The 25632-nt window shown below is 61.4% G+C and carries 19 protein-coding genes; 12 read left to right on the top strand and 7 right to left on the bottom strand.

Annotation, left to right across the window (positions count from 1 at the left end; translation table 11 throughout):
* Positions 1-329: 329 nt before the first annotated feature.
* Genes ABIE16_RS27395 through ABIE16_RS27385 form a run of 3 tightly spaced genes read right to left on the bottom strand, consistent with a single transcriptional unit; the run spans position 330 to position 4878 of the window.
* A complete protein-coding gene (locus ABIE16_RS27395; RefSeq protein WP_429522324.1) occupies positions 330-1724 on the bottom strand; it encodes an efflux transporter outer membrane subunit in 1395 nt (464 codons plus the stop codon).
* Positions 1725-1731: 7 nt separating this feature from the next.
* Complete coding sequence (locus ABIE16_RS27390) at positions 1732-3705, bottom strand: MacB family efflux pump subunit (RefSeq protein ID WP_429522323.1); 1974 nt, start codon at positions 3703-3705, stop codon at positions 1732-1734.
* On the bottom strand, positions 3706-4878 hold the full coding sequence (locus tag ABIE16_RS27385; RefSeq protein WP_429522322.1) for an efflux RND transporter periplasmic adaptor subunit: 1173 nt from the start codon (positions 4876-4878) through the stop codon (positions 3706-3708).
* Positions 4879-5284: 406 nt separating this feature from the next.
* Between ABIE16_RS27385 and ABIE16_RS27380 the strand changes: the two genes are divergently transcribed.
* The 7 genes from ABIE16_RS27380 (at position 5285) to ABIE16_RS27350 (ending at position 15884) form a co-directional block, all read left to right on the top strand.
* Positions 5285-5767, top strand: coding sequence for a sigma-70 family RNA polymerase sigma factor (locus ABIE16_RS27380; RefSeq protein WP_154861470.1), 483 nt, complete (start codon positions 5285-5287; stop codon positions 5765-5767).
* A 134-nt stretch (positions 5768-5901) separates the two neighbouring features.
* Positions 5902-7239 carry a lysine N(6)-hydroxylase/L-ornithine N(5)-oxygenase family protein gene (locus ABIE16_RS27375; RefSeq protein ID WP_429522321.1) on the top strand — a complete coding sequence of 446 codons (1338 nt, stop codon included), beginning with the start codon at positions 5902-5904 and terminating at the stop codon, positions 7237-7239.
* 570 nt (positions 7240-7809) lie between these two features.
* Complete coding sequence (gene mgtA / locus ABIE16_RS27370) at positions 7810-10524, top strand: magnesium-translocating P-type ATPase (RefSeq protein WP_429522320.1); 2715 nt, start codon at positions 7810-7812, stop codon at positions 10522-10524.
* 151 nt (positions 10525-10675) lie between these two features.
* On the top strand, positions 10676-11392 hold the full coding sequence (locus ABIE16_RS27365; RefSeq protein WP_429522319.1) for an MgtC/SapB family protein: 717 nt from the start codon (positions 10676-10678) through the stop codon (positions 11390-11392).
* A gap of 127 nt (positions 11393-11519) precedes the next feature.
* Complete coding sequence (locus ABIE16_RS27360) at positions 11520-11921, top strand: chemotaxis protein CheY (RefSeq protein WP_349735383.1); 402 nt, start codon at positions 11520-11522, stop codon at positions 11919-11921.
* Between the two features lie 108 nt (positions 11922-12029).
* On the top strand, positions 12030-12656 hold the full coding sequence (locus ABIE16_RS27355; RefSeq protein ID WP_057713957.1) for a response regulator transcription factor: 627 nt from the start codon (positions 12030-12032) through the stop codon (positions 12654-12656).
* Positions 12657-15884: a transporter substrate-binding domain-containing protein gene (locus tag ABIE16_RS27350; RefSeq protein ID WP_429522318.1), complete on the top strand. Its 3228-nt coding sequence runs from the start codon at positions 12657-12659 to the stop codon at positions 15882-15884.
* 3 nt (positions 15885-15887) lie between these two features.
* Here ABIE16_RS27350 and dkgB read toward each other — a convergent pair whose 3' ends face one another.
* Together dkgB and ABIE16_RS27340 are read right to left on the bottom strand one after the other, a co-directional pair.
* Positions 15888-16691 (bottom strand): 2,5-didehydrogluconate reductase DkgB, encoded by an 804-nt coding sequence (dkgB, locus tag ABIE16_RS27345; RefSeq protein WP_429522317.1) that lies wholly within the window; start codon positions 16689-16691, stop codon positions 15888-15890.
* Positions 16692-16944: 253 nt separating this feature from the next.
* Positions 16945-17853 carry a LysR family transcriptional regulator gene (locus ABIE16_RS27340; protein WP_057713960.1) on the bottom strand — a complete coding sequence of 303 codons (909 nt, stop codon included), beginning with the start codon at positions 17851-17853 and terminating at the stop codon, positions 16945-16947.
* A 104-nt stretch (positions 17854-17957) separates the two neighbouring features.
* On the opposite strand from ABIE16_RS27340, the gene ABIE16_RS27335 reads away from it, so the two are divergent.
* The 5 genes from ABIE16_RS27335 to ABIE16_RS27315 all read left to right on the top strand — a co-directional run bounded on the left by ABIE16_RS27335 (position 17958) and on the right by ABIE16_RS27315 (position 22653).
* The gene (locus tag ABIE16_RS27335) at positions 17958-18824 is read left to right on the top strand and encodes a pirin family protein (protein WP_429522316.1); all 867 of its coding nucleotides are present in this window, start codon (positions 17958-17960) and stop codon (positions 18822-18824) included.
* A 93-nt stretch (positions 18825-18917) separates the two neighbouring features.
* Entirely contained in the window at positions 18918-19601 is a 684-nt protein-coding gene (locus ABIE16_RS27330; RefSeq protein WP_008049795.1) for an isochorismatase family protein, read from the top strand.
* 56 nt (positions 19602-19657) lie between these two features.
* Positions 19658-20284, top strand: a complete 627-nt coding sequence (ycaC, locus tag ABIE16_RS27325; RefSeq protein ID WP_057713962.1) for an isochorismate family cysteine hydrolase YcaC — start codon at positions 19658-19660, stop codon at positions 20282-20284.
* A 222-nt stretch (positions 20285-20506) separates the two neighbouring features.
* Positions 20507-21949 (top strand): mechanosensitive ion channel domain-containing protein, encoded by a 1443-nt coding sequence (locus ABIE16_RS27320; protein ID WP_429522315.1) that lies wholly within the window; start codon positions 20507-20509, stop codon positions 21947-21949.
* Between the two features lie 263 nt (positions 21950-22212).
* Positions 22213-22653, top strand: coding sequence for a carboxymuconolactone decarboxylase family protein (locus tag ABIE16_RS27315; RefSeq protein WP_154861462.1), 441 nt, complete (start codon positions 22213-22215; stop codon positions 22651-22653).
* A gap of 12 nt (positions 22654-22665) precedes the next feature.
* On the opposite strand, the gene ABIE16_RS27310 is transcribed toward ABIE16_RS27315, so the two are convergent.
* Both ABIE16_RS27310 and ABIE16_RS27305 read right to left on the bottom strand, forming a co-directional pair.
* On the bottom strand, positions 22666-24258 hold the full coding sequence (locus tag ABIE16_RS27310; protein ID WP_057713965.1) for a DHA2 family efflux MFS transporter permease subunit: 1593 nt from the start codon (positions 24256-24258) through the stop codon (positions 22666-22668).
* Positions 24255-25376, bottom strand: coding sequence for an HlyD family secretion protein (locus ABIE16_RS27305; protein WP_429522314.1), 1122 nt, complete (start codon positions 25374-25376; stop codon positions 24255-24257). The genes ABIE16_RS27310 and ABIE16_RS27305 overlap by 4 nt, the downstream gene beginning before the upstream one ends.
* Positions 25377-25632 lie beyond the last annotated feature (256 nt).

The raw sequence follows: 25632 nt of genomic DNA, 5'->3' as shown, positions 1-25632 counted from the left end.
CTCCACAGCTACAACAACTATCTGTCGCCAATAGCCATGGAGCAAAAAGCGGCATAAACACCGTAACCGGTGTCCGGGATTACTTGACCAGTTCAAGCCCGCTCCCACAGGGTTTTGTATTTGCCGCATGATCCGGGCACGACGCATAACCTGTGGGAGCGAGCTTGCTCGCGATGGCGTCCTGGCAGGCAATGTTGATGTTGGATGTGCCGGCCCCTTCGCGGGCAAGCCCGCTCCCACAGGGTTTTGTATTTGCCGCATGATCCGGGCACGACGCATGACCTGTGGGAGCGAGCTTGCTCGCGATGGCGTCCTGACAGGCCCAGCAACTACAAGACTTGCCACCCACCCCCAAGCGCCTTGTACAGGGCAATACTCGCCTGCATCCGCGACAACCGCAGCTGCACGTTCAAATCCTGCGCAGCGTACAAGGTGCGCTGGGTCTCCAGCACCGTCAGCAAATCCTCGGCCCCGGCCTGATAACGGCTTTGCGCGATATTGAAGGCGGTCTGCGCCTGGCTCAGTTCTTCACTCTGCCACCCGCGCTGTTCATCCAGTCCGCGAATGCTGTTGAGGGCTTTTTCGACGTCGGCGAAGCCGTTGATGATCGCGCCGCGATAGGTTTCCAGCAGTTCTTGCTGACGCGCCGTGGCCTTGTCGCGCTGGGCGCCGAGGCGGCCGTTGTTGAACACCGGCGCAAGCAGCCCGGCGGTGAGGTTGTAGAAGGGGCTGCGCAGGATGTCGTCGGCCCGGTCGGCACCGGAGCCGATTTCGGCGGTGAGGGTCACGGTCGGCAGCATCGCGGCTCGGGCGACGGTGACGTCGGCCTGGGCCGCGGCCAGTTGCGCCTCGGCCCGGGCAATGTCCGGACGGCGGCTGAGCAACTGGCTGGGTACCCCGGCGTCAATCGCAGGCCAAGTCAGTTGATCGAAGCGTTCCTGCCCCAGCGACAGCGCCTGAACCGGGCGGCCGAGCAGGGCGGCGAGGCTGATCCGTGCATCCTCGGCCTGTTGCTGCACCAGCGGCAGCTGGCGTTGCTGCGCCGCCACCAGGCTTTTTTGCTGTGCCAGTTCCAGGGCTGTGGCCGAACCCGAATCGAAACGGGTCTGCACCAGTTTCAACACGCTTTGGGCATTGGCCAGATTCAACTCGGCGATGCGGCTCTGCTCCTGCAACGACAAGGCTTGTGCGTAGCCGTTGGCCACACCGCTGAGCAACGTCAGTTCCACGGTGGCCTGATCGAACTCGCTGGCTTTGAGACTGAATTGCGCGCTGTCGCGGCTGGCCCGCTGGCCACCCCAGAAATCGATTTCGTAGCTGGCAACCAGGTTCGCCGTGAAGTAGTCGACGGCGTCGTTATCGCTGTCGGCATCGAGCTGACTGTAGCCGTTGCCGCGCAGCAATTTCTGGCGGTTGGCGTTGACCCCTGCCTTGACTTCGGGCAGTTGCGAGCCGCCGGCAATCACCGTGTCGGCCTGGGCCTGGCGCACTCTGGCGATGGCCGTGGCCAGGTCGTAACTGCCAAGCCGCGCCTGTTCGATCAGGCGACCCAGTTGCGGGCTACCGAAGCGGTTCCACCATTGCTGGTTGTCATGGACAGCGCCTGCGGTGTGCGGCGATTGCCAGGTAGCCGGCGGCTGGACGCCGCTGTCGGGGCGCTGTGGCGGGGTGCTGCAGGCGCCGAGCAACAGGCACAGGGTTAACACACTGAGTGGCGGCTTCATCAATCGATCATTCACTGGTAAGGGCCGTGACCGGGTCGAGTCGGGCAGCCTTGCGGGCCGGCATGTAGCCGAAAACGACACCGGTGACCAGGGCGCAGCCGAAGGCACCCAGCACCGCTATCAGGGAGAACGCGACAGCGACTTCGCTGAAAATCAGCACGCCACCGACGATCAGCGCCAGGGCAATCCCGGTGAGGCCGCCCACCACCGAGAGCATCACCGCTTCGGTGAGGAACTGGCGCAGGATGTCGCGCTGGCGGGCACCGGTGGCCATGCGGATACCGATCTCGCGAGTCCGCTCGCGCACCGTCATGAGCATGATGTTCATCACGCCGATCCCGCCCACCAGCAGCGAAATGGCCGCGATCGAACCGAGCATCAGCGACAGGGTGTTTTGCGTGCGCGCCTCGGCCTGGATCATCGCCGCGTTGTTGGTCAGTTCGAAGTCGCGCTTGCCGTCGTGCAGGCGCAGCATCAGTTGCTCGATGGCTTTTTCGGTTTCCTTGACCTTGCGCGCGTCGGCGGCGGCGATGGCGATGTACTCGGGATTGTGGGTGCCGAACAGGCGCACGCTCGCGGCGGAGTAGGGGATGGCGATACGGTCGTCGCTGTCGGAGTCGCCGGAGCTGGCGCCTTTTTCCGCGAGCACGCCGACCACCTGGAAGGGGACGTTTTCGATCAGGATGTACTGGCCGATCGGGTTGGCCACGTCCTTGAGCAATTTGGTCCGCACCTTGTGTCCGATCACCGCGACCGCCGCGGCGTTCTGTTCATCGGCGTGGGTGAAGTAGCTGCCTTCGACCACCGGCCAGTTGAAAATCGCCGGGAAGTTGGTGTCGTTGCCGCCGACGTAGCTCATGTGATCAAGGTTGCCAAAGCGCACCCCGGCCTCCTGGCCGTTGACCGGCATGATCCGCATCACCTGGGGCAAGCTGGCAATCGCGGCGACCTCATCGAGGGTGACGATGCCCATGGGCGTGCGCGGGTTGGGCGCCGAGCCGCTGAGGTAAATGATGTTGGAACCGAACGCGCCCATCTGCGCCATGACCTGGCGCTTGCTGCCTTCGCCCACGGCCAGCATCACCACCACCGAGGCCACGCCTATGATGATGCCGAGCAAGGTCAGCGCGGTGCGGAACTTGTTGATCCACATCACTCGCCACGCCGCATGCACGGCATCGACCAATTCGCCTTTCCACGCGCCAGTCGCTTCGGCACCTTCACTCAAGCGCTTGCGCAGGTCGACGGCTTGTAGCGCACCGGGTGTGGCGGAGTTTTGCGAGGTCGGATTTTCCTCGGCGCTGTCGCTGATGATCAGGCCGTCGCGGATCTCGATGATGCGCTTGGCCCGGGCTGCCACTTCGCGGTCGTGGGTGATGAGGATGACCACATGGCCCTGGCTGGCGAGCTCGTCGAGCAAGGTCATGACCTCGGCGCCGCTGTGGCTGTCGAGGGCGCCGGTGGGTTCGTCGGCAAGAATGATGTGGCCGCCGTTCATCAGGGCGCGGGCAATCGACACCCGTTGCTGTTGACCGCCGGAGAGTTGATGCGGACGGTTGCCGGTGCGCGAAGCCAGGCCGAGGCGGTCGAGCAGGGCGGCGGCGCGGGCGTGGCGTTCGGCGGCCGGGGTGCCGGCGTAGATGGCCGGCATTTCGACGTTTTCCTGGGCCGAGCCGGACGCAATCAGGTGGTAGCCCTGGAACACGAAACCGAAGGCTTCGCGACGCAGCCAGGCCAGTTCGTCACTGTCCAGGGCCGCGACGTTCTCTCCGGCGAAGCGGTATTCGCCCGAGGTCGGGCGGTCGAGGCAGCCGAGGATGTTCATCAGCGTCGACTTGCCGGAACCGGAAGCACCGACAATCGCCACGAACTCACCGGCATGGATCGACAAGTCGATGCCGCGCAATACGTGAACTTCAGGGGCGTCGCCACCGCCGTAGGCTTTACGGATATCGTGCAGTTCGATCAGGGGCGTCTGCATTCAGCCGCCACTCCCGTCGACCGGGCCGATCAACAGGTGATCGCCTTCTTGCAGGCCATCGAGGATCTGCACCCGCAAGCGGTCGCTGATGCCGGTACGCACGTTGCGCTGCTCGATGCGGCCATTGCTGGCGACCACTTGCGCCGTCTGCAGGTCTGTCTGCGCACCGGCCTGCAGGGCAGCGATGGGCGCGGTGAGTACGTTCTGCGCCTGATTGGCGACGAAAAATACCTGGGTGGTCATTTCCGCCATCAAGGCGTTGTCGGCGTTGTCGACGTCCAACAATACGGTGTACAGCACCACGCGGGCACTCCCGCTTTTGCTGGTGCTGGCGGGGCTGCCACCGCCCTGGCTGGTCTGGTCCAGCGGCTTGGGCGGAACGGGGAGGATTTGCCGCACGGTGCTGGTCCAGCGCCGGGTGCCGCCGCTCAGGGTGGTGAACCAGACGTGCATGCCGGGTTTGACGTGGCCGATGTCGGCCTCCGAGACCTCGGCCCACACGGTCATCGGCGACAGCTTGGCGATGCGCAGGATCAGCGGCGTTTGCTGCTGGGCGTTGAGGGTCTGGCCGACCCGGGCATCCAGCGCCACCACGGTGCCGGCCATCGGCGCATAAATCCGCGTGTAGCCGAGCTCCGCCTGATCGCTGCGCAGGCTGGCTTCGGCCTGGCGGATCTGCGCCTGGAACATGTCGACCCGTGCCTGGGTGGCGCGCAGTTCGGCCTGGGCGGTCTGCACGTCTTCTTCACGGGTGGCGCCGCCGGCGGCCAGGTTCTGTTGACGCTGGTGTTTCTGCCGGGCCAGGTCGTGCTGCGCTCGCTGCTCCTGCAGCTGCGCCTTGAGGTTTTCGATGGAGAAGCGCCCGGCATCGAGTTTGGCCTGTTGCGTGGACGGGTCGATTTCCACCAGCAACTGGCCTTCCTTGACCACGTCGCCGACTTCCACGTGAATCTTGTGGATCTGCCCGGAGGCCTGGGCGCCGACGTCGACATAGCGCCGCGGTTGCAGGGTGCCCAATGCCGTGACGCTGCTTTCAATGTCGGTGCGGCTGACCTGAACGGTGACGAGCCCGTCGCGGCCCGGCGGGATGAACTGCCAGGCGGCGACGGCAACCACAGGGATCAGACAAAGTGCTGCAAGCAGGGCGCGTCGGGTCTGTCGGGGACGTTTCATGCAGGGTTCCGGCCTAGGGAAATCGGCCCGTCGTTCAGCAGCGGGTCGATGGCTGAACGCTGCCGGCAGGGCCGGACAGGGACGGGGAGCTGTCCTGTAAACGTAGAAAGCGCCGGGGAATTTAGGTGCTGACACAAACTAATGTAGGAGCGAGCTTGCTCGCGATGCACGTCAACGATAACGCGTGCTGTCTGGGTCAACACGTTGTCCTTGATGCCTTCGCAAGCAAGCTCGCTCCTACAGGGTTTGTGACTAAATACCAGGCAAGTTGAAGCAGTACTTTAAATCTATATGAGAATTACTATAAATTACGCGACTCGAACTGCCATTATCGTGCCACTGTTTATTTCAATGGTCGCGCAAAGGGCTCAAGGACAGAAACCGCACCCCCGTGCGGACGGGAGTCATGTTGGAAAACTACTATCGCGAACTGGTGTGTTTCCTGAACGCCAGGCTGGGCAACCGTCAGGTGGCCGAAGATGTGGTGCATGACGCTTATCTGCGGGTCCTGGAGCGTTCCAGTGAAACGCCGATCGAGCAACCCCGGGCGTTCCTTTATCGCACCGCCCTCAACCTGGTTATCGACGACCATCGGCGCAACACCCTGCGTCAGGCCGAACCTCTTGAGGTGCTCGACAATGAAGAGCGCTATTTCACCCCTTCGCCGCATAACGTGCTCGATCATGGCCAGCGTCTGGAAATGCTCCAGTGTGCCCTGGCGGAGTTGCCGAGGTTGTGCCGCGAGAGTTTCCTGCTGCGCAAGATCGAAGGCCTGTCCCATCCGCAAATTGCCGAGCAACTGGGCATTTCCCGGGCAATGGTCGAGAAGCACATCGTCAATGCCATGAAGCATTGCCGTATACGGATGCGACAGTGGGACACCCAGTGAGCCTGCGCGGTTAAATTTTTTTTCACGGTCCTCGTTCCTACTCAACAGACGACCTGTTGTGCGGCCCTTGGTGGGTCAGGTCACTTAGGTTCAATGCCCCCGCCTTTGAGGGGAACATCCAGAGGACACTGGAAATGACACAGGCAATTGCATCGCCCCTCGTTCACGACCTGATCGGCGTCGGTTTCGGCCCCTCGAACCTGGCACTGGCCATCGCGCTGCAAGAGCGCGGGGCGAGCCAGGGCAACCTGGATGTGCTGTTTCTCGACAAGCAGGCCGACTACCGCTGGCACGGCAACACCCTGGTGACCCAGAGCGAGTTGCAGATTTCCTTCCTCAAGGACCTGGTGACCCTGCGCAATCCGACCAGCCCTTACTCGTTCGTCAATTACCTCAAGGCCCACGGGCGCCTGGTGGACTTCATCAACCTGGGCACCTTCTATCCGTGCCGCATGGAGTACAACGACTATCTGCGCTGGGTCGCCGGGCAGTTCACCGCGCAAAGCCGCTACGGCGAAGAAGTGCTGACCATCGAGCCGGTGCTGCACAACCATCAGGTCGAGGCGTTGCGGGTGATTTCCCGCGATGCGACCGGGCATCAGCAGCTGCGCACCACCCGGTCGGTGGTGGTCAGCGCCGGTGGCACGCCACGTATTCCCGAGGTATTCAAGGCACTCAGGGATGACGGTCGGGTGTTCCATCACTCCCAGTACCTGGCGCAGATGGCCAAGCAGCCGTGCGTGGACAACCGGCCGATGAGCATCGCGATCATCGGAGGCGGGCAGAGCGCGGCAGAGGCCTTCATCGATTTGAACGACAGCTTCCCGTCGGTGCAGGTGGACATGATCCTGCGCGGCTCGGCACTCAAGCCGGCCGACGACAGCCCCTTCGTCAACGAAGTGTTTTCCCCGGAGTTCACCGACCTGGTGTTCCAGCAGCCAAGCAGCGAGCGCGAGCGCCTGGTGAACGAGTACCACAACACCAACTACTCGGTGGTGGACATCGATCTGATCGAGCGAATCTACGGCATCTTCTATCGGCAGAAGGTCTCGGGCATCGCCCGTCATGCGTTCCGCACCCTGACCACCATCGAAAAGGCCACCGCCAACGAACGGGGCATCGAACTGGTGTTGCGCAACAACGCCACCGGCGAAGTCTCGGTGCGTCACTACGACGCTGTGGTGCTGGCCACCGGTTACGAGCGGCAGATGCACCGCAAGCTGCTGGCACCGCTCGAAGAGTACCTGGGTGATTTCGAGGTCGATCGCAACTACAAACTGATCACCGATGAACGCTGCAAGGCCGGCCTCTACATGCAGGGCTTTTGCCAGGCCAGCCATGGGCTGAGCGACACCTTGCTGTCGATCCTGCCGATTCGTGCCGATGAGATTGCCGGCTCGCTGTATGAACACGGCAAGCATCGCGGGCATGGCCGGTCGGTGGTGGATTTGTTGTTGGCGACGGCGAGCTGAGATTTTCGGTGGCTGTAAGGCCCTCTTCGCGAGCAAGCCCGCTCCCACAATTGACCTGTGTTCACAGATCAATTGTGGGAGCGGGCTTGCTCGCGAAGAGGCCAGAAAGAACACCGCAAATGTTGAATCCTGAACCCTTCCTGAAGAACCCCGCGATTCCCCCCGGCAAGCTTTTATAGCGGGTTTACTCTCCAAACTTCGGGGCGTAAGCTTCGCGCGTTTTCATCCATTACGGAGACCCACAGTGGGTACTTGTTCGAGTGACAGTTGTCGGCCGGTCTCGGTAACCGGCATTTTCTCGGCAAGATAACGCGCAGTCTCCTGTGCCGTTGTCTCGCCGACAAGCGAGCAGCGGCATCCCGATCATGGCCCGTCCTGGCCGTGTCCCGAAGTCCCTCTCATCGACGCTGAACAGTGCGTGGTTTCGACTTGTTGTCGTGGCCGCCGCTCTATCGACACGCCTGTCATTCGTGACCGGCGTGCCAGGCCTTGCTTTGCCGGTTGTTCCGGCGCAAGAGGCGTGGACCCGCCTGCTCGACGGTTTCCCGGCTGACCAAAGGGGCACCAGCCATGAAACTTAACCTCAAGGAATTCTTCGCAGGCTTCCTGCGTAACCGCCACATCGCCCGGCACTTCCGTAGCCTGGCGTTGCTGGAAACCTTCACCGACACCACGGTCAGCCGTGAAGTCCCGCCCAGCCTGGCGCAAACCCTGGTGGCCGCTGCCGGCAGCGACACGGGTCAATTGCTCAACACCCTGGGCAGTCACACCGACGGCTTGAGCGAGCTTGAAGCCGATGCCTTGCGCGAGCAGTTCGGCCTCAATGAAGTCGAGCACGAACAACCACTGCCTTGGTGGATGCACCTGTGGCACTGCTACAAGAATCCGTTCAACCTGCTGCTGACGTTGCTGGCGGTCATCTCCTGGCTGACCGAAGACATGAAAGCCGCCGTCGTGATTTTCTCCATGGTGGTGCTCTCGACCTTCCTGCGTTTCTGGCAGGAAACCAAATCCAACCAGGCCGCCGATGCTCTCAAGGCGATGGTCAGCAACACCGCCACGGTGATGCGCCGGGACCTTGAGGACCGCGGCGCGCAGCGTATCGAATTGCCGATCAGGCACCTGGTGCCGGGCGATCTGATCGTGTTGTCTGCCGGCGACATGATTCCCGCCGATTGCCGGGTGCTCAGCGCCAAGGACCTGTTCGTCAGCCAGGCTGCCATGACCGGCGAATCGATGCCGGTGGAAAAGTTTCCCCGCCAGCAGGACCGTGACACGCTCAATCCCCTGGACCTGGACAACATCCTGTTCATGGGCACCAACGTGGTGTCCGGCACGGCCATGGCGGTGATTCTCACCACCGGCAACAGCACCTATTTCGGTGCCCTGGCCCAGCGGGTCGGCGCCACCGACCGGGCACCGACTTCGTTCCAGACCGGGGTCAACAAAGTCAGCTGGCTGCTGATCCGCTTCATGTTCGTGATGGCGCCGCTGGTGTTGTTCATCAACGGTTTCACCAAGGGCGACTGGACCGAAGCGCTGCTGTTCGCGCTGTCGATCGCCGTGGGCCTGACCCCGGAAATGCTGCCGATGATCGTCACCTCGACCCTGGCCAAGGGCGCGGTGTTCCTGTCGCGCAAGAAAGTCATCGTCAAACGCCTCGACGCTATCCAGAACTTCGGCGCCATGGACGTGCTGTGCACCGACAAGACCGGCACCCTGACCCAGGACAAGATCTTCCTGGCGCGCAACGTCGATGTCTGGGGCCATGACTCCGATGACGTGCTGGAAATGGCCTACCTCAACAGCTACTACCAGACCGGCCTGAAAAACCTGCTGGATGTGGCGGTGCTCGAACACGTCGAGATCCACCGTGAACTGAAGGTCGGCACGGCGTTTCGCAAGGTCGACGAGATCCCGTTCGACTTCACCCGCCGGCGCATGTCGGTGGTGGTCGCCGAGCGCGATCAACCGCACTTGCTGATCTGCAAGGGCGCGGTGGAAGAGGTGCTGGCGGTGTGCTCGCGGGTGCGTCATGGCGAAGTCGATGAAGCCTTGACCGAAGAACTGCTGGCGCGCATCCGTCAGGTCACGGCCACGTTCAACGCCGAGGGCCTGCGGGTGGTTGCGGTAGCGGCACGGCCAGTGGTCGAAGGCCGCGATACCTACAGCCTGGCCGACGAACAGGCACTGACGCTGATCGGTTACGTGGCATTTCTCGATCCGCCGAAAGAAAGCACCGCACCGGCCATCAAGGCCCTGGCCGCCCATGGCGTGGCGGTGAAAGTGCTGACCGGCGATAACGAACTGGTGACGGCGAAAATCTGCCGCGAAGTCGGCCTGGAGCAGCAGGGCCTGCTGATGGGCAATGACATCGAACGCATGAGCGACGCCGAACTGGCGAAAGCCGTGGAGACCACCAACGTCTTCGCCAAACTGACGCCCTCGCACAAGGAGCGCATTGTCCGTCTGCTCAAGGGCAACGGCCATGTGGTCGGTTTCATGGGCGACGGCATCAACGACGCCCCGGCCCTGCGTACCGCCGACATCGGTATTTCGGTGGACAGCGCCGTGGACATCGCCAAAGAAGCGGCCGATATCATCCTGCTGGAAAAGAGCCTGATGGTGCTGGAGGAGGGTGTGCTGGAAGGGCGCCGGACCTTCGCCAACATGCTCAAGTACATCAAGATGACCGCCAGTTCGAACTTCGGCAACGTGTTCTCGGTGCTGGTGGCCAGTGCGTTCATCCCGTTCCTGCCGATGCTGCCGATGCACCTGCTGGTGCAGAACCTGCTCTATGACATTTCGCAGATCGCCATTCCGTTCGATAACGTCGATGACGAAATGCTCAAGCAACCGCAGCGCTGGCAGCCGGCGGATGTCGGGCGCTTCATGCTGTTTTTCGGGCCGATCAGTTCGATCTTCGACATCACCACGTTTGCCTTGATGTGGTACGTGTTCGATGCCAACACCCCGGATCACCAGACCCTGTTCCAGTCCGGCTGGTTCGTGGTCGGGCTGCTGACCCAGACGCTGATCGTGCACATGATCCGCACGCCGAAAATCCCGTTCCTGCAAAGCCGCGCGGCCATGCCCTTGCTGGTGATGACCGGGCTGATCATGGCCGTGGGGATTTTCCTGCCGATGGGACCGTTGGCCCATTACTTCAAATTGCAGGCGTTGCCTTCGCTGTATTTCGTGTTCCTGCCGGTGATCCTGCTGGCGTACATGGCGCTGACCCAGGCGGTGAAGGGGTTCTACATTCGCCGGTTTGGCTGGCAATAAAGCCGCGAGGCTGGCCAATCAACGCAACCCCTGTGGGAGCGAGCTTGCTCGCGATGACTGAGTGTCAGTCGATATCCATGTCAACTGATACACCGCCATCGCGAGCAAGCTCGCTCCCACAGGGGATCGTGTGTTTTTCAAAGGATTCATCATGCAAGCACTGAACAACCTCAACCTGACCTCCCTGCTCGACACCCTGGTCAGCCTCAGCGCGGCCTTCATCCTCGGTGGCCTGATCGGTTTCGAGCGCCAGTACCGGCAGCGCACCGCCGGCCTGCGCACCAACGTGCTGGTGGCGGTGGGCGCGGCGATTTTCGTCGACATGGCCAACCGTCTCGCCGGTGCCGAAGGTGCCGTGCGGGTCGTAGCTTACGTAGTTTCCGGCATCGGCTTCCTCGGTGCCGGGGTGATCATGCGCGAAGAGGGCAACGTGCGCGGTCTCAACACGGCCGCCACGCTCTGGACCTCGGCGGCAGTCGGTGCCTGCGCCGGTGCCGACCTGTTGGCCGAGGCGTTGCTTGGCACCTTGTTTGTGCTCGCGGCCAACACCTTGCTGCGGCCGATTGTCAACAACATCAACCGTCAGCCGCTGGATGTGATTTCGGCGGAGGTCACCAACATCGTCTATGTCATAGCCCGACGCACGCAGCAGAAAGCCGTGCTGACCTTGCTCGAAGCCGAGCTGGAACGCAGCAACTACCCGGCCAGCGATGTCGATGTGCACGCCTTCGGCACGGATGAAATTGAAATCGAAGCCACCCTGGCCACCACTTCGGTCGATGGTGATGAGCTGGATGCGCTGGTGGCACGGATTTCGACCTCGACCCTGGTGGTGCAGGCGTTCTGGAGTCCGAGTACCACGGAGTAAGGGCCAAGGTTTCCCTGGCAAGCGTCAGACTAACCGGCTTTTATTTAGGAAAATTCCTACATAAACCCAGGAAGGTCTTCCGTAGGCTTTGCGACCTCTTGAAATCGACATCCTTTTGGAGGTCACCATGCCGAACAAATCCTTGCGCATCCTGATCGCCGATGCGCAGCACTTCAACCGCCTGCGGATCGAGCGACTGTTCAATCAGCTCGGCTACTTTCGCGTAGCACCGGTGCAGAGCCTCGACGAGCTCCTGCCACTGGTGGAGTACGGTTGCGAGCCTTTGGACCTGGTGCTTATCAACGGGGCGATGGCCAGCGAAGGGCTGGACCTGTTGAGTTTTTTTGCCGACAACCCGCAGGTTCATCACGCGTTTATCTTCAATGAACAGCAGACGCCGTTGCCGCCCGTCGCGGGCAACGTCCAGGTCAGCCGGACTGCCCTGCCTGACCTGGTGTGCATTACGCAGCTGATGAGCGCTGTCGATCGTCGGCTACCGTTTGTCGGAACTGTCATTTCTGTCAGGTAGTTCTTTGCAGCCTTCCATGCAAAAGTCTATGCGCAGCGTTGTGTCCAACCGCTGCGGTGCCTGGAGGGCATTTTTTGCCCGATCGTGTTGGTTTGCACGGGAGATGTCATGAAGTCAGCACTGATTGCGGAAGATCATCCGGTGGTTCGCTCCATGATCAAACTCGTACTCAAGGGCGAAGGGTTCAAGCGGATTTACGAGGCCTGCCGTGGCGATAAGGTCCTGACGTTGATCCGGGAGCATCAACCGGATGTCGTGCTGCTTGATCTGGGCCTTCCCGGTGTGGCGGGGCTTGAGGTGATGGACCGTATCAAGACCGAAAAGATGCGATGTCGCGTGGTGGTGTTCACCTCGCTGGAGGCTCAGTTCTATCAGGATCGCTGCATGCGGGCCGGGGCTGTTGCCTATGTTTGCAAGAGCAAGGACCTGGATGACCTGAAGGCGGCGGTGAATTGCGTGATGGCCGGCTACACCTATTTCGCTCAGATTCCCTCCAGTTCCGTGTCGATGGGGGAGTTGCAACGCAGCGAAAAGCAGTTGATCGACAGGCTGTCCAATCGTGAGTTGACCATCCTGCAGTACCTGGCCCGGGGGTCGAAAAACCTCGAAATCGCCGAGATCATGCACCTGAGCTACAAGACCGTCAGTACCTACAAGACCCGACTCACCCTCAAGCTCAACGTGAACTCGTCGGTGCACCTGAGGGATTTCGCCCTGCGCAATCATCTGATCTGAATGAACGCACTCCGACGACTGGCAGGTGGGGTACTGATCGGCCTTCTTCTCTGGATATCAACGGTCTGTGCACAACAGTCGTTGACCCTGTTGGGACGCTCGAGTGTCGAAGGCCTGAGCGTCAGGTTGTCGGAAACCGAGTCGCGCTGGCTACAGAAAAAGGGCCGATTGGTGCTGGCTGTCTCGGCACCGGACTATCCCCCCTTCGAGTTCAACACGGCGGGCAAGGTGTTCGAAGGCCTGACAGCCGATTACGCCGGCTTGCTCGAACAATTGCTGAACGTCGTCATTGAGGTCCAACGTTATCCGTCGCGGGCCGACGCGGTGCAAGCCATCAAGGAAGGGCAGGCAGACCTGCTGGGAACGGCCAATCGATTTGAAGCCGAAGATCCACAGTTACAGATGTCCAGCGCGTACGCGGTCGATCAACCGGTGCTGGTCACGCGCACCGATTTCCCTCCGGTGCGCGACCCGACACTGGCCGGCAAGCGGCTGGTGATGCTGTATCACTACCTGCCCGAATACAGCGTGCAACAGTTCTATTCCAGGGCGCAGGTCCAGCTGTTTCCTTCGACATTGGCGGCGATGGGCGCCGTGGCTTTCGGCCAGGCCGATGTCTACCTGGGCGATGCGATCAACGCCCATTACCTGATCAGCAGAAATTACCTGAACAACGTACACCTGACGGACTTCTCGCCCATGGAGTCCGGGCGTTTTGCCTTTGCGATGGCCCGCGACAACGATTCGCTGTTGCGCATCGTCAACAAGGCGCTGGCGGCCATCACCACCAATGAACAAATGAACATCCTGCGTCGTTGGGGGGCAAACGGGGTGTCTATCCCGGGCACCCAGTCATTGCAATTGAGCGTGGCCGAACAACGCTGGCTCGAACGCCACCCACGGGTGAGGGTCGCGATCAACGAAAACATTCCGCCGATTTCATTTATCGACAGCGAAGGCAAGTTCCGCGGTATTGGCGTCGATGTGCTGACGAAAATCAGTTTGCGCACCGGCTTGCAATTCGACATCCGGGGCATGAAATCGGTGGCCGAGATGATGACCGGCATCAGGAGCGGGCAGATCGATGTGCTGGCCGGTATCGGCCTCAGTTCCCAGCGTGAAGATCAATTGCTGTTCACCCGGGCGTTCCTGAGCAGCCCTTCGGTGCTGGTGACCCGCGTGGCCGCGGACAGCCCCAGGACGCTGGATGACATGGCAGGGCGAACCCTGGCACTGACCCAGGGCAACATTGTCGGCGAGTACCTTCGCCAGCATTACCCGCTGATCCAGCTGGTGGATGCACCATTGTCGACGGACGCCATGGAAATGGTCGCCCAAGGCAAGACCCACGGCGGCATCAACTCCTTGATCAGTGCCCGTTACCTGATTTCCCGGCAGTATCGCGATCGCCTGCAAGTGACCAGCACCGTGGGCACCGACCCTGCACGAAGCACCCTGGCGACCAGTCGCGAGGCCACCGAGCTGCATTCGATCCTGGACAAGGCGCTGTTGAGCATCCCTCCAGAAGAAATTGACGAGCTGACCCAGCCCTGGCGCTATGACTCGATGGTCGAGCAGAGTTACTGGTTGCGACACCGGCAGGCGATCGTGAAGGCGTTTGCAGTGGCGGGTGTCTTGCTGTTGCTCGCGTTGGCCGGGATCGTCTGGCAGCGGCGCCAGATTCGCCAGCGTCAGCAATTGCTCGGACAACTGCAGGAAGCCAAGGACGCGGCGGACGACGCCAACCGGGCCAAGACCACGTTCCTGGCCACCATGAGCCATGAAATCCGCACGCCGATGAACGCCTTGATCGGCATGCTCGAACTGGCGCTGAAACGGGCCGATGAAGGGGAGACCGACCGCGCCGCCATCGAAGTGGCGTCCAACGCCGGGCAACAATTGCTGGATTTGATCGGCGACATTCTGGACGTCGCGCGGATCGAATCCGGGCATTTGTCGCTGGCGCCGGAGCGGGTCAATCTGCAGGCGCTGGTGACGTCGGTCTGCCGGGTTTTCGAAGGGCTGGCGGTGCAGAAGAATCTGCAGTGGCGGGTCGAACTCGACGAACACAGTGACTGTGACGTGATGCTCGACCCCACGCGCTTCAAACAGGTGCTGTCGAATCTGCTGAGCAATGCGATCAAGTTCACCCGGGAAGGCCAGGTGAAGCTGACGCTGGGAGTGCGACCTCAAGCCCCGGCGCACCTCGCCGTCAGCGTACAGATCGAGGACAGCGGCATCGGCATCAGTGCTTTCGACCAGCAACGCCTGTTCAGCCCGTTCGTGCAGGCGGGCAACAGCCAGCAGAGCGCCCGGCAAGGATCCGGCCTGGGTCTGGTGATCAGTCGTACCCTGTGCGAAATGATGGGCGGCCGGTTGCAACTCGACAGTCAGCCTGGGCATGGGACGCGGGTGGACATCAGCCTGGTGCTGCCCGCCCTGCAAGCGTTACCCGCGGGGGGCAAGCCCCTGGATCCGGCGCAGCTCACGACCCGGGCGTTGTCGATACTGGTGGTCGACGATTATCCGGCCAATCGCCTGTTGCTCTCGCGGCAGCTGAGCTACCTGGGCCATCGCGTGGTGCTGGCTGAAGACGGGGCGCAGGGGCTTGAACAGTGGCGCGGGCAAGGGTTCGATCTGGTCATCACCGACTTCAACATGCCGGTGCTCAGTGGTTACGAATTGGCGGGTGCGATACGTGCGCAAGAGCGGGTGCAGGGGTTGTCGCCGACGCTGATACTAGGCTTTACCGCCAATGCGCAGGCCGAGGAGAAGGTCCGATGCCAGGCGGCGGGCATGAACGATTGCCTGTTCAAACCCATTCGCCTGGTGGATTTGCAGGCGTGGCTGGCCCAGCGGTTTTCCAGCGCACCCTCAACGGCAATCGACGATCCAGGCGTCGCCGAATTCGATTTGAGCGGGCTGGAGCGCTTTGCGGATGCGGACCGTGAGCTGATCGATCAACTGTTGCACGATCTGGCGCTGAGCAACCGCGAGGATCGCGTGCATTTACTGGCCTTGCATGCCGGCGGCAATCGCCCGGGCTTGCAGGAACTGGCACACCGGATCAAGGGCGGGGCGCTGATGGTGCGAGCGCTTGCCCTGGTCGAGTGTTGCGAACAACTGGAGCAGGCGTGCAATGACGGCCGCGGGGCACTGATCGACGACGCCGTCGACCAGCTACAGCAAGCCATGGCCCGCCTGGACCGGCATCTGGAGCAGGATTGAGGCTCAATCCCAGTTCGGTGCGATGCCTTTCGGGCTGGTCAAGCGGTGGCCGCGATCCAGCGTTTCGATCAACGCCATGTCGGCTTCGCTCAAGGTCAGCTCGCGAGCCTTCAAGTTGCTTTCAAGGTTGGCCCGGCGAGTGGACGACGGGATCACGGCGTAACCCGATTGCATGGCCCAGGCCAGGGTGACCTGCGCCGGTGTCGCGTGCAGGCGTTCGGCGATCTGCTGGATGAGCGGATCCTTGAGGACTTCACCGTAAGCCAGAGTCATGTACGAGGTGATGCCGATGCCCTGGCTGCGTGCGAACTCGACGACCTCGCGGTTTTGCAGGTAAGGGTGCAGTTCGATCTGGTGGGTGGCGATGTGCTCGGCACCCGTGGCGGCGATCGCCTGTTTCATCAGGTCGATGGTGAAATTGGACACGCCGATCTGCCGGGTCAGGCCCAGGTGTTTGGCTTCGAGCAGGGCGCCCATGAATTCTTCGACCGGCACCTGATCGTCCGGCGACGGCCAGTGGATCAGGGTCAGGTTCAGGTAGTCGGTCTGCAGTTTGCGCAGGCTTTCCTTCAAGCTGTCGATCAGACGATCACCGGCCAGGTTGGCGACCCAGATCTTGCTGGTGATGAACAACTCTTCCCGGGCGATGCCGCTGGCGGCGATAGCCTCGCCGACGTCGGCTTCGTTCTCGTAGATTTGTGCGGTATCGATCACCCGATAGCCGAGCGCCAGGGCGGTGCTCACCGAATCGATGACCACCTGGCCTTGCAGGCGAAACGTACCCAGGCCGAAAGCGGGAATAGACATTGAAGACTCCAGAGGTTGCAGTGGGAATGGGCGGCAGTATCGGCGCCTGTATCCGTGAGAAAAACCGCTGGATTGGCAAAGCAATGTTTACCGGAAATCAAGAATCGGGTCAGACCGATGTATTGAAGGTGTCTGGTCTGGCGCCATCGCGAGCAAGCTCGCTCCCACAGGGGATTTGTGGTGCATATAGATCCAATGTGGGAGCGAGCTTGCTCGCGATAGCCATCACTCGGTCCAAAGCCTTACCCCGCCCTTAAGCAATATCACTGCGGCTGAATTCTTCCCCAAGAAAATCGATCAACGTGCGCACCGAAGGCAGCAGGCCCCGACGCGAGGGGAAGATCGCATGGATGACACCGCTTTTCGGTGCCCAGCCCGGCACCAGTTCCACCAGTTGCCCGGCAGCGATTTCATCGCGCACCACCACACTGGGCAGGTGCACGATGCCGATCCCGGCGACCGCCGCATGGCGCAACGCCAACAGGTCATCGGTGACCATGCGCGGTGCATGCCGGATCATCGCGGTGCTGCCATCGGCCCCGAACAGTTCCCACTGATATTCGCGCTGCGCCGCGCCCCAGTGCAGGCTCGGCAAGCCGCTGAGGTCGGCCGGGGAGGCCGGTGTCGACAGGCGCGATAAAAAGGCCGGGCTGCCGACCACGCTCTGGGTGCTGTTGCCCAGCACCTTCATCACCATGTCGGTGTTTTCCAGCGGGGGGAAACGTACCCGCAGGGCAATGTCGAAGCCCTCATGGATCAAGTCGACCCGGCGGTTGGTGCTCTCGATGAACAACTCCACCAGCGGGTACTTGAGCATGTAGCGGGTCAGCATCGGCCCGACCCAGGAATTGAGCAGCGCCGTCGGGCAACTGACACGCACCAGGCCCTGAGGCTCGGAGCGATTACGCTCGATCAGTTCGGCGGCGCTTTCCGCTTCCACCCGCATGGCCAGACAGCGCTGGTAATAGGCCTGGCCGATTTCCGTCAATGAGCAATGCCGGCTGGTGCGGTGCAGCAGGCGCACGCCGAGGCGTTCTTCAAGCTCGGCAATGCGTCGGCTGAGCTTGGACTTGGGCATGTCCAGTGCCCGGCCGGCCGCGGCGAAACCGTGATGCTCCACCACTTGGGTGAAGTAGTAGAGGGTGTTGAGGTCTTCCACCATCGTTCTCCAAATAGAACGCTAAAGCTGATTTTTGCAGTCTAGCGCAGCAAAGGTCACGGTTTTAAGCTTTGTCCATGGCTTCACTCACCTCATCAGGAGACACCATGAAAAACATCATCGGTATCTACACCAGTCCACGAACCCATTGGGTTGGCGACGGTTTTCCGGTTCGCACGCTGTTTTCCTACGACAACCTGGGCAAGCACATCAGCCCGTTCCTGTTGCTGGATCACGCCGGCCCCGCTGAATTCACCCCGACCAGCGAGCGACGTGGCGTTGGTCAGCATCCTCATCGTGGCTTCGAAACCGTGACTATCGTTTACAAGGGCGAACTGGAGCACCGGGACTCCACAGGCAGTGGCGGCAAGATCGGCCCTGGCGATGTGCAATGGATGACCGCAGCCTCGGGGATCCTGCATGAAGAGTTTCACTCCGAAGGTTTCGCCAAGAGCGGCGGCACCCTGGAGATGGTGCAACTGTGGGTCAACCTGCCGGCCAGGGACAAAATGGCCGACCCCGGCTACCAGACGATTCTCGACCGTGACATCCCGGCCATCCCCTTGAAGGACAACGCCGGCAGCCTGCGCCTGATCGCCGGAGAGTTCGATGGCCACAAAGGCCCGGCGCGCACCTTCACCCCAGTCGACGTGTGGGACATTCGTTTGAATGCCGGCAAGTTGCTCACCCTTGACCTGCATGAAGGGCGCAATACCGCGCTGGTGGTTCTGCGTGGCACGGTTCAGGTCAACGGCCTGGAATCGGTGCGCCAGGGACAACTGGCCCTGTTCGACCGCAAGGGCGATCAGGTGAGCCTCGAAGCCAGCGAAGACGCGGTGGTGTTGTTGCTCAGCGGCGAACCGATAGACGAGCCGATCGTCGGTCACGGGCCGTTCGTGATGAACACCGAGCAAGAAATCCACCAGGCCTTCACCGACTTCCAGTCCGGTCGCTTCGGCCGGATGCACGCTTAGTTCGCAACGCTTTTACACCCGACTCTACACAGGATGAGTAGGCCGGTTTTCAGGCCAGGGATGGCTGTTGCCCAAAAGAAAGAGGAAACGCACATGAACACTGTCTACGCGGCCAACTTCAACGGCCAGAAACCGACCATCGACCCCAACGACAGCGCAATGCTGTTGATCGATCACCAGAGCGGACTGTTCCAGATCGTCAAGGACATGGACGTGCCCCAATTGCGCGCCAACGCCATTGCCCTGGCCAAGGCCGCGACCCTGCTCAAGATGCCGGTGATCACCACCGCTTCCGTTCCCCAGGGGCCGAACGGGCCGTTGATCCCGGAAATCCACGAGGCCGCGCCCCATGCGCAGTACGTGGCGCGCAAAGGTGAAATCAACGCCTGGGACAACCCGGAGTTTCACGCGGCGGTCAAAGCCACCGGCAAGAAAACCCTGGTGATCGCCGGCACCTTGACCAGCGTGTGCCTGGCGTTCCCGTCCATCGCCGCCGTGCATGAGGGCTACAAGGTGTTTGCCGTGGTCGACGCCTCCGGCAACCACTCGAAACTGGCCACTGATCTGACCGTTGCCCGTCTGGCCCAGGCCGGGGTGGTGCCGATCGACATCATGGCTACGCTCTCTGAGCTGCAAGGCTCGTGGAACCGCCCGGACGCCGAGCAGTGGGCCGCTGTCTACGCCCAGGCCATGCCGCATTATCAGTTGCTGATCGAGAGCTACCTCAAGGCCCAGCAAGTGGCGAACGAACACGAAGCGCTGGACTCCCAGCGCTAACCGGTTACCCCACGCCGATTTCCAATCGGCATCGATAACATGCGAGGACTACTGCAATGACTTCTTCCTACAAGCGTCTGGACAAGGACAACGCCGCGGTTTTGATGGTTGATCATCAGGCGGGACTGCTCTCTCTGGTGCGCGACATCGATCCGGATCGATTCAAGAACAACGTGCTGGCGCTGGCTGACCTGGCCAAGTACTTCAAGCTGCCGACCATCCTCACCACCAGTTTCGAAACCGGTCCCAACGGACCGCTGGTGCCCGAACTCAAGGCACTCTTTCCGGACGCGCCGTACATCGCTCGCCCGGGCCAGATCAACGCCTGGGACAACGAAGATTTCGTCAAGGCGATCAAGGCCACTGGCAAGAAACAACTGATCATCGCCGGTGTGGTGACGGAGGTGTGCGTGGCGTTCCCGGCGCTTTCGGCGCTGGCCGAAGGTTTTGACGTGTTCGTGGTCACCGACGCGTCCGGCACCTTCAACGAACTGACCCGCGAATCGGCGTGGCACCGTATGACCGCTCAGGGCGCGCAACTGATGACCTGGTTCGGCCTGGCCTGTGAACTGCACCGCGACTGGCGCAACGACATCGAAGGATTGGGCACGCTGTTCTCCAACCATATTCCGGATTACCGCAACCTGATGACCAGCTACAGCACACTGGCCAATAGCAAGTAACTTCGGCATCACTCATCCCCCCTGTGGGAGCGGGCTTGCTCGCGAAGGCTGCTTAACTTTCAACCTATGTGTTGACTGTTATACCGCTTTCGCGAGCAAGCCCGCTCCCACATTGGTTTTGTGGTGTTTTTGGGAGGGTGTTCATCCCGCCAAATCAAATGCTCCTACACTGAGGCCAATCCATGCGATCTTCGCGTTATTGGCCCTGGCTGGAGTTGCTTGATGCTGTCATTGCTCACCGAACACCCGCTGATTTGCGCGATGGCGCTGATCCTGATCGATCTTGGGTTGTGGTACTTGCTCAGTGCACTTGGCAGCGCCTGGCGGCTATTGGTACGGGGGGTGATTTTTTCGTTGTTCAGCCTGCTGTTGTTCAACGAAGGCCTGAACCCGATGGAGCCGCCGCCCTGGGCTGACAACGTACCCTTGCATCTGGCGGCCACCGGTTTGCAGATCGGCTGGTGGTTGTTCGGCGCGCGGACCCTGACCGTGCTGATCGGCGCGGTGATGATGCAACGGGTCGGGCACACCGGGCGATTGCTTCAGGATCTGCTCGGTGCGGTGATTTTCCTGATCGCGGTGATTGCCGCCCTGGCCTATGTGCTCGATCTGCCGGTCAAGGGCGTGCTGGCGACGTCCGGTGCGTTGGCGATCATCGTCGGGCTGGCCTTGCAAAGTACCCTCAGTGACGTGTTTTCCGGGATCGTCCTGAACACCACCAAGCCCTATCAACTCGATGATTACATCTCCATCGATGGCATGGAGGGCCGGGTCACCGACATCGACTGGCGTGCCACGCGCCTGCAGACCTCCCAGGGTTGCATGGCAGTGATTCCCAACTCCCTGGCAGCCAAGGCCAAGATCATCAATTTCAGTCGGCCGAGCGATATGTTCGGCATCTCCGTTTCGTTGGAAGTGAGCCCCCACGCGCGGCCGAACACGGTGATCGAAGCCCTGGAGCGGGCCATTCAAGGTTGTCGTGCGTTGCTCGATACACCGTCGCCAAGCGTCGGCCTGAAAACCGCCAGCAACACCGGAGTGGTCTACGAAATCAGCGGCTTTGTCGCGTCGATGGACGAGAAACGTTCAGTGCGCAACCAGCTGTACGATCTGGCCTATCGGCACTTGCAGGCATCCGGGGTCAGTTTGTTGTCGAGCGTGGAGCCCAGTCCGCCGGTCAACTCGACTCGCAAACGCGCGTTGCTCGACAGCTCGCCGATTTTCTCCACCTTGCGCCAGGAAGAGAAAGACACCTTCAGCCAGAACATGACCCTGCAAACCTTTCGCGCCGGGGAGGTGATCCTGGAAGCGGGGCAGGTCAGCGATCACTTGTTCATTATCGAATCCGGCGTGATCTCGGTGACCTTGATGCGTCACGGAGCGCCATACGAATCCGGACGCATGGGGCCGGGGGAGGTGTTCGGCGAGGCAGGTATTCTCACCGACAGCGCGCTGCCTGCGCAGTTTACCGCCAAGACATTCAGTGGCCTGTACCGCATCGAAAAGTCATACCTCAAGCCGTGCCTGGATGCCCGTCACGATATCAACGATGCAATGCAGGCCTTGCTCGATTACCGGCTGCAAAAAGCGAAAACCCTGACTCAGGACCTACCGGTGGCGGTGGAGAAAAAGGGCTTCCTGCGATGGTTGCGCAGTCGGGTGTGAATGGCCGCTGCGCGGATCGTCGGATCGCCGCCCGGAGCAGGCTCGCTCCCACAGGGGAATGCGATCAAATGTGGGAGCGAGCTTGCTCGCGATGACGGCAGCGAACTCACCAAAAGTGAAGAGTGAAACCCATCACACCCGCGCCTCCACCAACAACCAGGAAGGCACCGCCAATGGCCTCCTCGACTTCTGAAAGATTGGCTATTTGTGTAGAACGATCGGGGGACTAACGTAGTCACACACCCACCTGCCCTGGAGCACCCATGCAACCTCGTATCGATTTCTACACCGCATCCCCTGACGCCCTCAAAGCGATGATCGCTTTGGAAACAGCGGTTTCAAAATTGCCGCTGGAAAAGAACCTGATCGAACTGGTCAAACTGCGTGCCTCGCAAATCAACGGCTGCGCCTTCTGCATCGACATGCACACCGCTGATGCGATCAAGGGCGGTGAAACCCCGCGCCGCCTGTTCGCCGTGACAGCCTGGCGCGAAGCACCGTTCTTTACCGAGCGCGAACGCGCTGCGCTGCTCTGGACTGAATCCCTGACCCAGCTCAGCCTGACCCACGCTCCGGATGAAGACTACGAAATGGTCAGCGCCCAGTTCTCGCCCAAGGAAATGGTCGACCTGACCGTGGCCATCAGCACCATCAACAGCTGGAACCGTCTGGCCGTAGGTTTTCGCAAAATGCCTCAGGCCTGACCCGAACAAGCATCAATGAGCGTCGGCACTCGGCGCGGCCGGTGGTTGTACCTTGCGCATCAAAGGCACCATCGCCGTGGCGATAATGAAGCAGACCATGATCATCAAGAACGCGTCGCCATAGGTTTGCGTCTGGGCTTCGCGGTAGGTCAGCAACCATAGTTGATGCAGGCTGGCGGTGACCCCAGCGTCACCGCTCTGGCCGAGGGCGGCGAAGTTGTTGCCGACTTGGGACAGCCATTGGTTGAGCGCCTCGTTGGTGCTGTTGAGGTTCTCCGCCAACCGGGTGAAATGCAGGTTGGTGCGGTCGTTGAGGATGGTCGCGCACGCTGCAATGCCGATGGCCCCGCCCAGGTTGCGCATCAGGTTGAACAACCCCGACGCATGCTTGAGCCGTGCCGGCGCCAAGCCGCCGAGGGTCAAGGTCACCGCCGGCGGCACCGCCAATTGCTGGGCAATCCCGCGCAAGGCTTGCGGCAGCATCAACTCCTTGGCCCCCCAGTCATGGGTGATCGGGCTGAAATCCCACATCGACAAGGCGAACAGCCCAAGACCGAACATCATGATCCAGCGCAGGTCGACGCGATTGGCCAGAAAGGCATACAGCGGAATCGCCATGATCTGGAACACTCCGGTGGAGAAAACCGCCAGACCAATGTCCAGCGCTCCGTAGCCACGCACCCGACCGAGGAACAGCGGCGTCAGGTAAATGGTGGCGAACAGGCCGATGCCGGTGACGAACGAGAAGAAACAACCGAGGGCGAAATTGCGGTCCTTCAAGGCGCGCAGATCGACAATCGGGTTGGCCACATGCAAGGTCCGGCCGATGAACGCCAGCCCGGCCAGGCCACTGATCCACGCGGTGGTCAGGATCGTGCGGTCGCTGAACCAGTTCCAGCGCGGGCCTTCTTCGAGGGTGTATTCCAGGCAGCCGAGGAACAGCGCCAGAAACACCATGCTCAAGTAATCCGCGCCCTTGAGCAGCGACAGTTCCGGCTGGTCGATTTTTACCAGCATCGGCACGGCCACGGCGACGAAGATGCCGGGGACCAGGTTGATGTAGAACAGCCAGTGCCAGGACGATATGTCGGTGATCCAGCCACCGATCACCGGCCCCAAGGTCGGTGCCAAGGACGCCACTGCGCCGATGGTCGCGGCGGCGATCACCCGTTGTTTGCCGGTGAAGAACACGAAGGCCGTGGTGAACACCAGCGGGATCATCGAACCGCCCAGAAACCCTTGCAGGGCGCGGAAGGCGATCATGCTCTGGATGTTCCAGGCTATGCCGCACAGCAGGCTGGCCAGGGTGAAACCCACCGCCGATGCGCAGAACAGCCAGCGCGTCGAGAACACCCGCGACAGCCAACCGGAGAGCGGGATCACGATGATTTCGGCGATCAGGTAGCTGGTTTGTACCCACGCGGTTTCGTCGGTGCCGGCGGAAAGCCCGCCGCCGATGTCACGCAACGAAGCCGAGACAATTTGGATGTCCAGCAGGGCAATGAACATGCCGATGCACATGCTGGCGAAGGCGAAAACCTTGGTCGCCGTCGCCATGTTCGCGGCATTGAACGGTTGCGCCGGGGCGGCGAGGGCACGGCTCATGGCGCGCTGGCCACGGCTGGCGCTTCAGGTTCCTTGCGCGTGTCCACTTCAGCGGTGACCGACAACCCGGGACGCAAGTGGCCGAGCACACTGTCGGCCGGGTCGAGGTGAATCCGCACCGGCACCCGCTGCACGATTTTGGTGAAGTTGCCGGTGGCGTTTTCCGGTGGCAACACACTGAATTGCGAACCGCTGGCGGGGGCGAGGCTGTCCAGGTGGCCGTGGAATTCCTGCCCCGACAGCACGTCGGCACGGATCACCACCCGTTGCCCCGGCACCATGTGCGCCAGTTGGTCTTCCTTGAAGTTGGCATCGACCCACAGACCGCTGGTCGGCACCACCGAGAGCAATTGCGAGCCGGCCTGGGCATAGGCGCCGACCCGTGCCCGGCGATTGCCGATCACACCGTCAACCGGTGCCTTCAGTTCGGTGTAGCCGACATTCAATTGCGCCAGGTCGCGCTCAGCTTTGGCCTGGATCAAGGCGGCCCGGGCCTGTTGTTTCTGGGTGTCGATCACATTCAACTGGCGTTGTGCGGCCAGCAATTCAGCTTGGGCGCGGTTGCTTTGGGCCTGGGCCGTCTTGAACGTGGTATTGGCCCGCTGGGCACTTTCAACCGAGACGGCGTTGGTGATCACCAGTTTTTTGTAGCGGGCATCGTCATCCCGCGAACGGACGGCTTCGGCACCGGCGGCGTCGATGCCGGCACGGGCCTGGCCGATGACGGCCTGTTGCAGTTGCTCGGTGGCGTCGAGGTTGGCGAGCAGGGCCTGCTGGGCGGCCACTGCGCCTTCGGCCTTGGCCAGGTGGGCGCGGTAGTCGCGGGAATCGAGACGGATCAGCACGTCGCCGGCCTTGACCTTCTGATTATCGGTCACCAGCACTTCGTCGATGTAGCCCGCCACTTTCGGCCCGATCACCGTCACATCGCCGCCGATGTAGGCGTCGTCGGTTTCCTCGATGAAACGTCCGGCAGTCCACCAATGCGTGCCATACACACCGGCCAGCACCAGTGCCGCGATGCCCAGTGTTGGCAACAGCAGGCGTTTGAGCAGGGGAGGTTTGGCGGCAGTCACCGGGGCAGCCAGGTCGGGTTCAACGGTGGGCATGCTGGTCATGGAGGATTACCTGTGGGTGCGGCGGTTAATTATGATGATCATAATATGACGAATGTAATATTTTGTGGCGAATGGTTTTTGCTGCCGGTCGTCAGGTGGTTTGTTCAGCGAGAATGGGATTTTATTTGCGCTAGAGAACCCCTGTGGGAGCGAGCTTGCTCGCGATAGCGGCCGTCCAGTCAACAATGACGGTGCCTGACACGCCGCAATCGTCGGAACGCCGCCCGGGGCAGGCTCGCTCCCACAGGGAATCGCT

It is taken from the genome of Pseudomonas sp. 2725, from assembly GCF_050434585.1.
GTDB classification, from domain to species: domain Bacteria; phylum Pseudomonadota; class Gammaproteobacteria; order Pseudomonadales; family Pseudomonadaceae; genus Aquipseudomonas; species Aquipseudomonas jessenii.
Note: the sequence above shows the minus strand (reverse complement) of the source record. Positions and strands in the feature narration are given on the sequence as shown.

Bases quoted from the DNA above. Each gene is read 5' to 3' on its own strand.
- ABIE16_RS27395 (WP_429522324.1), bottom strand. From the start codon at position 1,724: ATGAAGCCGCCACTCAGTGTGTTAACCCTGTGCCTGTTGCTCGGCGCC.
- ABIE16_RS27390 (WP_429522323.1), bottom strand. From the start codon at position 3,705: ATGCAGACGCCCCTGATCGAACTGCACGATATCCGTAAAGCCTACGGC.
- ABIE16_RS27385 (WP_429522322.1), bottom strand. From the start codon at position 4,878: ATGAAACGTCCCCGACAGACCCGACGCGCCCTGCTTGCAGCACTTTGT.
- ABIE16_RS27380 (WP_154861470.1), top strand. From the start codon at position 5,285: ATGTTGGAAAACTACTATCGCGAACTGGTGTGTTTCCTGAACGCCAGG.
- ABIE16_RS27375 (WP_429522321.1), top strand. From the start codon at position 5,902: ATGACACAGGCAATTGCATCGCCCCTCGTTCACGACCTGATCGGCGTC.
- mgtA (WP_429522320.1), top strand. From the start codon at position 7,810: ATGAAACTTAACCTCAAGGAATTCTTCGCAGGCTTCCTGCGTAACCGC.
- ABIE16_RS27365 (WP_429522319.1), top strand. From the start codon at position 10,676: ATGCAAGCACTGAACAACCTCAACCTGACCTCCCTGCTCGACACCCTG.
- ABIE16_RS27360 (WP_349735383.1), top strand. From the start codon at position 11,520: ATGCCGAACAAATCCTTGCGCATCCTGATCGCCGATGCGCAGCACTTC.
- ABIE16_RS27355 (WP_057713957.1), top strand. From the start codon at position 12,030: ATGAAGTCAGCACTGATTGCGGAAGATCATCCGGTGGTTCGCTCCATG.
- ABIE16_RS27350 (WP_429522318.1), top strand. From the start codon at position 12,657: ATGAACGCACTCCGACGACTGGCAGGTGGGGTACTGATCGGCCTTCTT.
- dkgB (WP_429522317.1), bottom strand. From the start codon at position 16,691: ATGTCTATTCCCGCTTTCGGCCTGGGTACGTTTCGCCTGCAAGGCCAG.
- ABIE16_RS27340 (WP_057713960.1), bottom strand. From the start codon at position 17,853: ATGGTGGAAGACCTCAACACCCTCTACTACTTCACCCAAGTGGTGGAG.
- ABIE16_RS27335 (WP_429522316.1), top strand. From the start codon at position 17,958: ATGAAAAACATCATCGGTATCTACACCAGTCCACGAACCCATTGGGTT.
- ABIE16_RS27330 (WP_008049795.1), top strand. From the start codon at position 18,918: ATGAACACTGTCTACGCGGCCAACTTCAACGGCCAGAAACCGACCATC.
- ycaC (WP_057713962.1), top strand. From the start codon at position 19,658: ATGACTTCTTCCTACAAGCGTCTGGACAAGGACAACGCCGCGGTTTTG.
- ABIE16_RS27320 (WP_429522315.1), top strand. From the start codon at position 20,507: ATGCTGTCATTGCTCACCGAACACCCGCTGATTTGCGCGATGGCGCTG.
- ABIE16_RS27315 (WP_154861462.1), top strand. From the start codon at position 22,213: ATGCAACCTCGTATCGATTTCTACACCGCATCCCCTGACGCCCTCAAA.
- ABIE16_RS27310 (WP_057713965.1), bottom strand. From the start codon at position 24,258: ATGAGCCGTGCCCTCGCCGCCCCGGCGCAACCGTTCAATGCCGCGAAC.
- ABIE16_RS27305 (WP_429522314.1), bottom strand. From the start codon at position 25,376: ATGACCAGCATGCCCACCGTTGAACCCGACCTGGCTGCCCCGGTGACT.